The following is a 6315-nucleotide window of genomic DNA, read 5'->3' as shown; positions in this document are numbered from 1 at the left end:
CTACTCTCGCGACGAATCGCGCGAGCATCAACAACCTAACCGATTCTGAGTCGGACTCTAAGGAGCACGGGCTTTTCGCTGTTCCGGCCTTCGTCCTCTCTCCAGGACGGCAGGTGCGAAGGGGCGGGCGCTGTGGGAGCCCCGTCGGAAGACCGCCGGCATCCGTGGGGCCGGGCCGCTGATCGGGGGAACTTGCCGACCATGAAGGCCGCAGCGCCGCCGATCAGGTGGAGGTGGCCTTCTACGCAGCGCTCGCCGCCGGTCTCAGCCCGAAGATCTCGCAGGGTACCGTGCCTGACGCTGTCCCCGCCGCTGTCCCTCGCCAGGGCCGATCTGGAGCGGGCCTTGGCGGTAGTCGCATACACGAGGCTCCGCCGGGTGTGCTTCCCGCATTTTAGTTCGCTCCACAAATGGTCTGTTCTCCCGTCATACCATGCCTTAGCATGGCTGCGGCAACGTGACCCTTATGGTGAGTCCCGTCTTCTTTCCGGTCGGACAGGAGTTTTCCGCTGGTCCAGGCGAACCGGCTGAAATGCAGACCACCGGCAATCCGAGCCGAACTCCCCCGGAATCCCGATATTCCAGAACGAGGATGCAGAAAAATGTCAGGCAAGAACCATGTGCGGGCTGCGGGTGCCTTCCGGCAGCTTTTGAAGGACCGCAAGCCGTTGCTGGGGACCTTCATCAAGACGCCGACGAGCCACACTGTCGAAGTGTTCGGCGAACTCGGATTCGATTTTGTCGTGATCGATGCCGAACATGCTCCGTTCGACCGCCGTTCGATCGATGTTGCGCTTCTGGCGGCACGCGCCGCCGGAATTGCCGGTCTCGTCCGTGTTGCAGAACCCAGCCCGTCGCAAATCCTTGCGGCTCTCGACGACGGAGCGGCGGGCGTGCTGGTTCCCCATGTCGCCTCGCCGGAAGCCGCCGCGGCCGCCGTATCGGCCTGCCGCTACCGGGGCGGAAGGAGAGGGTTCTCCAATTCGCCGAGGGCCGGTCGCTATGGTGGGATGGCGCTGTGGCCCCATGTCGAGGCGCAGGATGCCGCCGTCGCCGTCATCGCGATGATCGAGGACCCGGAGGCGCTCGACGTCCTGGATCCGATCATGGCCGTCGAAGGGCTGGATGCGGTTTTCATCGGCCGCGCCGACCTTACCGTCGCCCTCGGCGCCGCTTCACCAGAGGCGCCGGAGGTGCGGTCTGCGGTCATGCAAATCATCGAGGCTGCCTCCAGGGCCGACCTGCCGGTCTGCATCATGGCGGCGACCGTCGAGGAAGCGGAGTCCTTCGCCCAACTGGGGGCGACCGGCTTCATGATCGGTTCCGACCTGGGGCTGATGCGTCAGGCGGCAAGCCGCATCCATGGCGATTTCGCCGGAGTGAGGCAATCGTCCGGTGGGTGAGGGAAGGCAGGATGGATGACGCGCATGAAAGGGGCGCCCCATTGAAAATATAACGTTGACAGCACGAACCATCGGCGCAATCATATAAATATATTGAAACGGCATTTCAATATTCAAAACATCAGCCACGCAGCTCAGCAGAATACCAGCAAACTGCCGGTCAAGGCCGTCGTTTGCCTATCGGCAGGCGCGATGAATGAAATGCCATTTCAATATTTGAAACGTCACTGGAGTGATGCGGTGCCAGTCGATCAAAAGGCAGTCCGGAAGCCTGTCGATCACGCGATCGAGGGGCAGAAGGCAGAAGGGAAGGAGCCCGCGGGAACCAGCACGCTGGATCTCGCCCTTCGTGCGCTGGAATTCCTGGCGCATGAAAGCCAGCCCCTGTCCCTGGCCCACATCGCCGAAGCGCTTTCGGCGTCGAAAGCCACGATCTATCGCCATCTCGTAACCCTGCAACGCCACGGCCTGGTCAGCCAGGATCCAGATACCGGGCGTTACGAGGTCGGGGTGAAGCTGCTGGTGCTGGGCGAGGCGGTGCGTGCGCGCTTCGACGTGGTGTCCGCCGCCCGCGAGGAGCTGATGCGCCTGCGCGACGCCACCGGGCAGGCGGTCACCATCTGCCGGATGGTCGACGGCGACCTCGTGGTTCTGGACTTGATCCAGGGCCGTTCGGTCATCGAATTCGGCACCCGGCCAGGAACCCGCTTCGATCTGCACGCCAGCGCCCACGGCAAGGTCTGGATGGCCTTCGGGGCGCCGGCCCTGCTCGGGCGGACCCTAGCCGCGCCGCTGAAACGCTGGACACCCCACACCATCGCCGACGCCGGCCGCCTGCAAGAGGAGGTGGACGTCGTCCGCCGCCAAGGCTGGGCCGTCGCCGCCGACGAAATGATCACCGCCGTCAATGCCCTTGCGGCACCCGTCTTCGACCACCGCAACCAGATCGCCGGTTCGATCGCGATCGTCGGTGCCACCCAATTCATCCCTTCCCCCCCTGATGCCGTCCAACTGGAGAAGCTGCTTGCCGCCGCGCAGGCCATCTCCCGCGGGCTCGGCTGGAGATCGAGCCGATGAGCTATTCACTCGCCGTCGATATCGGCGGCACCTTCACCGACATCGTGCTGCGCAATTCCGACGGCCGGCTGACCGTCGACAAGACCTTGACCACTCACGAGGATCTGCTGTCGGGCTTCTTCGGCGGCGTCCAGTCGGTCCTGAAGAAGGCCGGCGTTGCGGCCGGCGATGTCGACGGCGTCGTCGTCCACGCCACCACCGTGGTCACCAACGCGTTGATCGAGCGCAAGGGGCCGCCGACGGCGCTGGTGGTGACGGAGGGGTTCCGCGACGTGCTCGCCATCCGCAACGAGCACCGCTACGACATGTACGACCCGCAGATCGAGTTCCCGGAGCCGCTGGTGCCGGACGAGCTGACCTTCGGCTTCCGCGAACGGACGCTGGCCGACGGCACGGTGCTGGTCGAGCCGACGGCGGATGACATCGCGGCTCTCGCCGAGCGCATCCGCGACAGCGGGGCGAAGGCTGTGGCGGTGTGCTTCGTCAACAGCTTCGCCAACCCGGCCAACGAGGCCGCCGTCGCCGCGGAACTGGCGCGCCGGCTCAACGGCGTATTCATCTGCACCTCGTCCGACGTGGCGCCGCAGATCCGCGAATATCCGCGCGCTTCGACCGCGACGGTGAACGCCTACACCATGCCGATCTCGCAGCCCTATCTGCGCCGGCTCAGCGACCGGCTGCGGACCGAGGGCTTCGGCAACACGCCGCTGATCATGCTCAGCTCCGGCGGGGTCGTCGGTGCCGAGACCGCCGGGCGCAACCCGGTGCGGATGATCGAGAGCGGCCCGGCGGCGGGCGCGCTCGCCGCCTGCCATTATGCCGAGATTCTCGGCATCGACCGGCTGATGTCCTTCGACATGGGCGGCACCACCGCGAAGGCCTGCCTGATCGAGAACCGCACCCCGCTGGTGACCGGTCTGTTCGAGGTCGACCGCCGATACCGCTTCAAGGAGGGCAGCGGCCTGCCGGTGACGGTTCCCTCCATCGACTTGATCGAGATCGGGGCCGGCGGCGGCAGCATCGCCCATGTCGATGGTCTCGGCCTGCTGAAGGTCGGGCCGGAGAGCGCCGGCTCCAACCCTGGTCCGGCCTGCTACGGCCGCGGCGGGCGCAGCGCCACCGTCACCGACGCCGACCTGATGCTCGGGCTGATCGATGCCGACAACTTCCTCGGCGGCGAGATGAGGCTGGACCGGGCGGCGACCGAGGCGGCCTTCGCCGAGCTGGCCGGTGCGCTGGGCGGCACGCCGGTGCAGGCGGCGCGCGGCATCTACCGCGTGGTGACCGAGGCGATGGCGTCGGCCGCCCGGTCGCACGCCACCGACCGCGGCGTCGACTACCGCGGCCTGCCGCTCTTCGCCTTCGGCGGCGCCGGTCCGCTGCATGCCTGCGGCGTGGCGGAGCTGCTGCAAAGCTCGTCGGTCATCGTGCCGCCGCAGTCGAGCGTCTTGTCGGCCTTCGGCACGCTGGTGACGCCGCTGCGGCTCGATCTCGTGCGCAGCGACCTGATGCGGCTGGACGGCGTCGACTGGGAACGGGTGGACCGCATCCTCGCCGAGCTGGAGAAGGAGGGACGCGGCGCCCTGACCGAGGCGGGCTGCGCCCCGGCCGACGTCCGTGTGCTGGTCGGCGCCGACATGCGCTACACCGGCCAACAGAATGAGGTCACGGTGATGTTCGACCGCGACCCGCGCAAGGCGCGCGACATCGACGCCTGCGTTGCCCAGTTCGCCGAGACCTACCGCGTGCTCTACGGCATGAACCCGTCGCACGTCCCGGCCGAGATCGTCACCTGGCGCGTCACCGTGCAGGGGCCGGCCATCCGCTTCCATTCCGCGGGCCGCATGGCCGGCGAGCCCGGCAAGCCCAAGGGAACCCGCCCCGTCCATGCCTGGCAGGACGGGCAGGCGGTTCCGGTCTACGAGCGCGGCGACCTCGCCGTCGGCCAGACCGTCGCCGGCCCGGCCATCATCGAGGAGCGCGAGACCACCACGGCCATTCCCCCTGGCTGGATCGCCGCCATCGACCCCATGGGCTGCATCGTCGCCACCGCGGCCCCCGCCGCCCACGCTTGACCCGCCCACGCCCGAACACACCCCATCACAGGAGCCGGAACATGGACGGCGTCGAACTTGAAATCCTTTGGTCCAACCTGATCGGCGTGGTGACGGAACGCGCCAAGGCGTTGCAGCGCATCGCCTTCAGCCCGATCGTCCGCGAGGCCGGCGACCTCGCCTGCGCGCTGTTCGACCAGCGCGGCCGCATGGTCGCCCAGGCCAACACCGGAACGCCCGGCCACATCAACTCGCTGGCCTTCGCCGGCGCCCATCTGGTCAAGGAGTTCGCTGGGCGCTGCGAGCCGGGGGACGTGTTGATCACCAACGACCCGTGGCTATCGGCCGGCCACTTCTTCGACATCACGACCCTGACGCCGATCTTCCGCGGCGACAGGCTGATCGCCTATATCGGCTCGACCATCCACCACACCGACATCGGCGGCTACGGCATCGGCGCCGGCGCCCGCGACGTGCATGAGGAGGGGCTGTGGATCCCGCCGCTGAAGCTCTATGAGCGGGGCACGCCCAACCCCGTGCTGCACGCGATGATCCGCCGCAACGTCCGTACCCCCGACGCGGTGTTCGGCGACCTCGCCGCCCAGGTTTCGAGCGGGCAGGCCGCCGCCGAGCATCTGGTCGCGCTGTGCGAGCGCCACGGGTTGGAAGACATCGAGGCGCTGTCCGACGAGATCATCGACCGCTCGGAGACGAGCACCCGCGACGCCATCCGCCGGCTCCGTCCCGGCACCTATCACGGTGAGTCGGTGTTCGACGTGCCGGGCGGCGAGAAGATCACGCTGAAGGCGGCGCTGACCATCGACACGGAGACCGGCACGATCACGGTCGATTTCGCCGGCAGCTCGATGCAGACCTCCACCGGCATCAACGTCGTCCTGAACTACACCCACGCCTACGCCACCTTCGCCATCCGCAGCTGCCTGAACCACGAGCTGCCCAACAACACCGGCAGCCTCGCCCCCATCCAGGTCAAGGCGCCGGAAGGATCGATCATCAACTGCCGCTACCCGGCGCCGGTCAACGCCCGCCATGTCGTCGGCATGTATGTGCCGATGCCGATCCTGAAGGCGCTCTACCAGGTCTTCCCCGAAAAGGTGCTGGCCGAGGGTTCAGGCGCGGTCTGGACCATCCAGATCGAGGGCCGCAAGGCCGACGGGCGCCCCTTCACCTCGTCGATGTTCAACTATTCGGGCGGGATGGGCGCGCGCGCCGGCAAGCCCGGCCCCAGCGCAACCTGCTATCCGACCGGGGTCGCCGCCGTGCCGGTGGAAATCCTGGAAGCCGCCATGCCGATCGTCTTCGACCGCAAGGAGCTGCGACGCGGATCGGGCGGGGCGGGGCGCATGCCGGGCGGCGACGGCCAGATCATCGCCTTCCACATGAATACCAGCGATCCCTGGCTGCTCAATGCGGTGCCGAGCCGGCTCGACATGGGGCCGGAAGGTCTCGGTGGCGGCGATCCCGGCCAGCCCGGCCGCTTCCTGGTCAATGGCGAGTCGGTCAGTCAGGCCCGCAAGCTCAGCATGAAGGCGGGGGACGCGGTGGTGCTGGAAACGCCCGGCGGCGGCGGTTACGGCGCGGCGTAGGGGGCGGCATCCTTCCGTCCCCTCCCTGACCCTCCGCCGCGCTCGGACTGGCCGGTTGGCCGGGCGCGGGGGGAGGCTCGGAGAGGGGGCAACCGCCGCAACGGCGCTCCAAGAAAAAAGCGAACCAAACACGGGAGGATAGGAGCATGTCCTTGCGAAACGCGCAGCGGACGG

Annotated in this window: 4 protein-coding genes; all 4 read left to right on the top strand. The window is 67.7% G+C overall.

The features are described from left to right. The first annotated feature begins 602 nt into the window (after positions 1 to 602). The 4 genes from JHL17_RS33645 (at position 603) to JHL17_RS33630 (ending at position 6141) form a co-directional block, all read left to right on the top strand. On the top strand, positions 603 to 1403 hold the full coding sequence (locus JHL17_RS33645; protein ID WP_200199000.1) for an HpcH/HpaI aldolase family protein: 801 nt from the start codon (positions 603 to 605) through the stop codon (positions 1401 to 1403). Positions 1404 to 1496: 93 nt separating this feature from the next. After that, positions 1497 to 2480, top strand: coding sequence for an IclR family transcriptional regulator (locus JHL17_RS33640; RefSeq protein WP_200198999.1), 984 nt, complete (start codon positions 1497 to 1499; stop codon positions 2478 to 2480). Then, positions 2477 to 4555 (top strand): hydantoinase/oxoprolinase family protein, encoded by a 2079-nt coding sequence (locus JHL17_RS33635; protein ID WP_200198998.1) that lies wholly within the window; start codon positions 2477 to 2479, stop codon positions 4553 to 4555. Before JHL17_RS33640 ends, JHL17_RS33635 begins: the two co-directional genes overlap by 4 nt. A gap of 41 nt (positions 4556 to 4596) precedes the next feature. Beyond that, positions 4597 to 6141 carry a hydantoinase B/oxoprolinase family protein gene (locus JHL17_RS33630; protein WP_200198997.1) on the top strand — a complete coding sequence of 515 codons (1545 nt, stop codon included), beginning with the start codon at positions 4597 to 4599 and terminating at the stop codon, positions 6139 to 6141. The last annotated feature ends 174 nt before the right edge of the window (positions 6142 to 6315 follow it).

The organism is Azospirillum endophyticum (assembly GCF_016595245.1).
GTDB classification, from domain to species: domain Bacteria; phylum Pseudomonadota; class Alphaproteobacteria; order Azospirillales; family Azospirillaceae; genus Azospirillum; species Azospirillum endophyticum.
The sequence above is the reverse complement of the archived record's forward strand: the minus strand, read 5'-3'. Positions and strand labels throughout refer to the sequence as shown.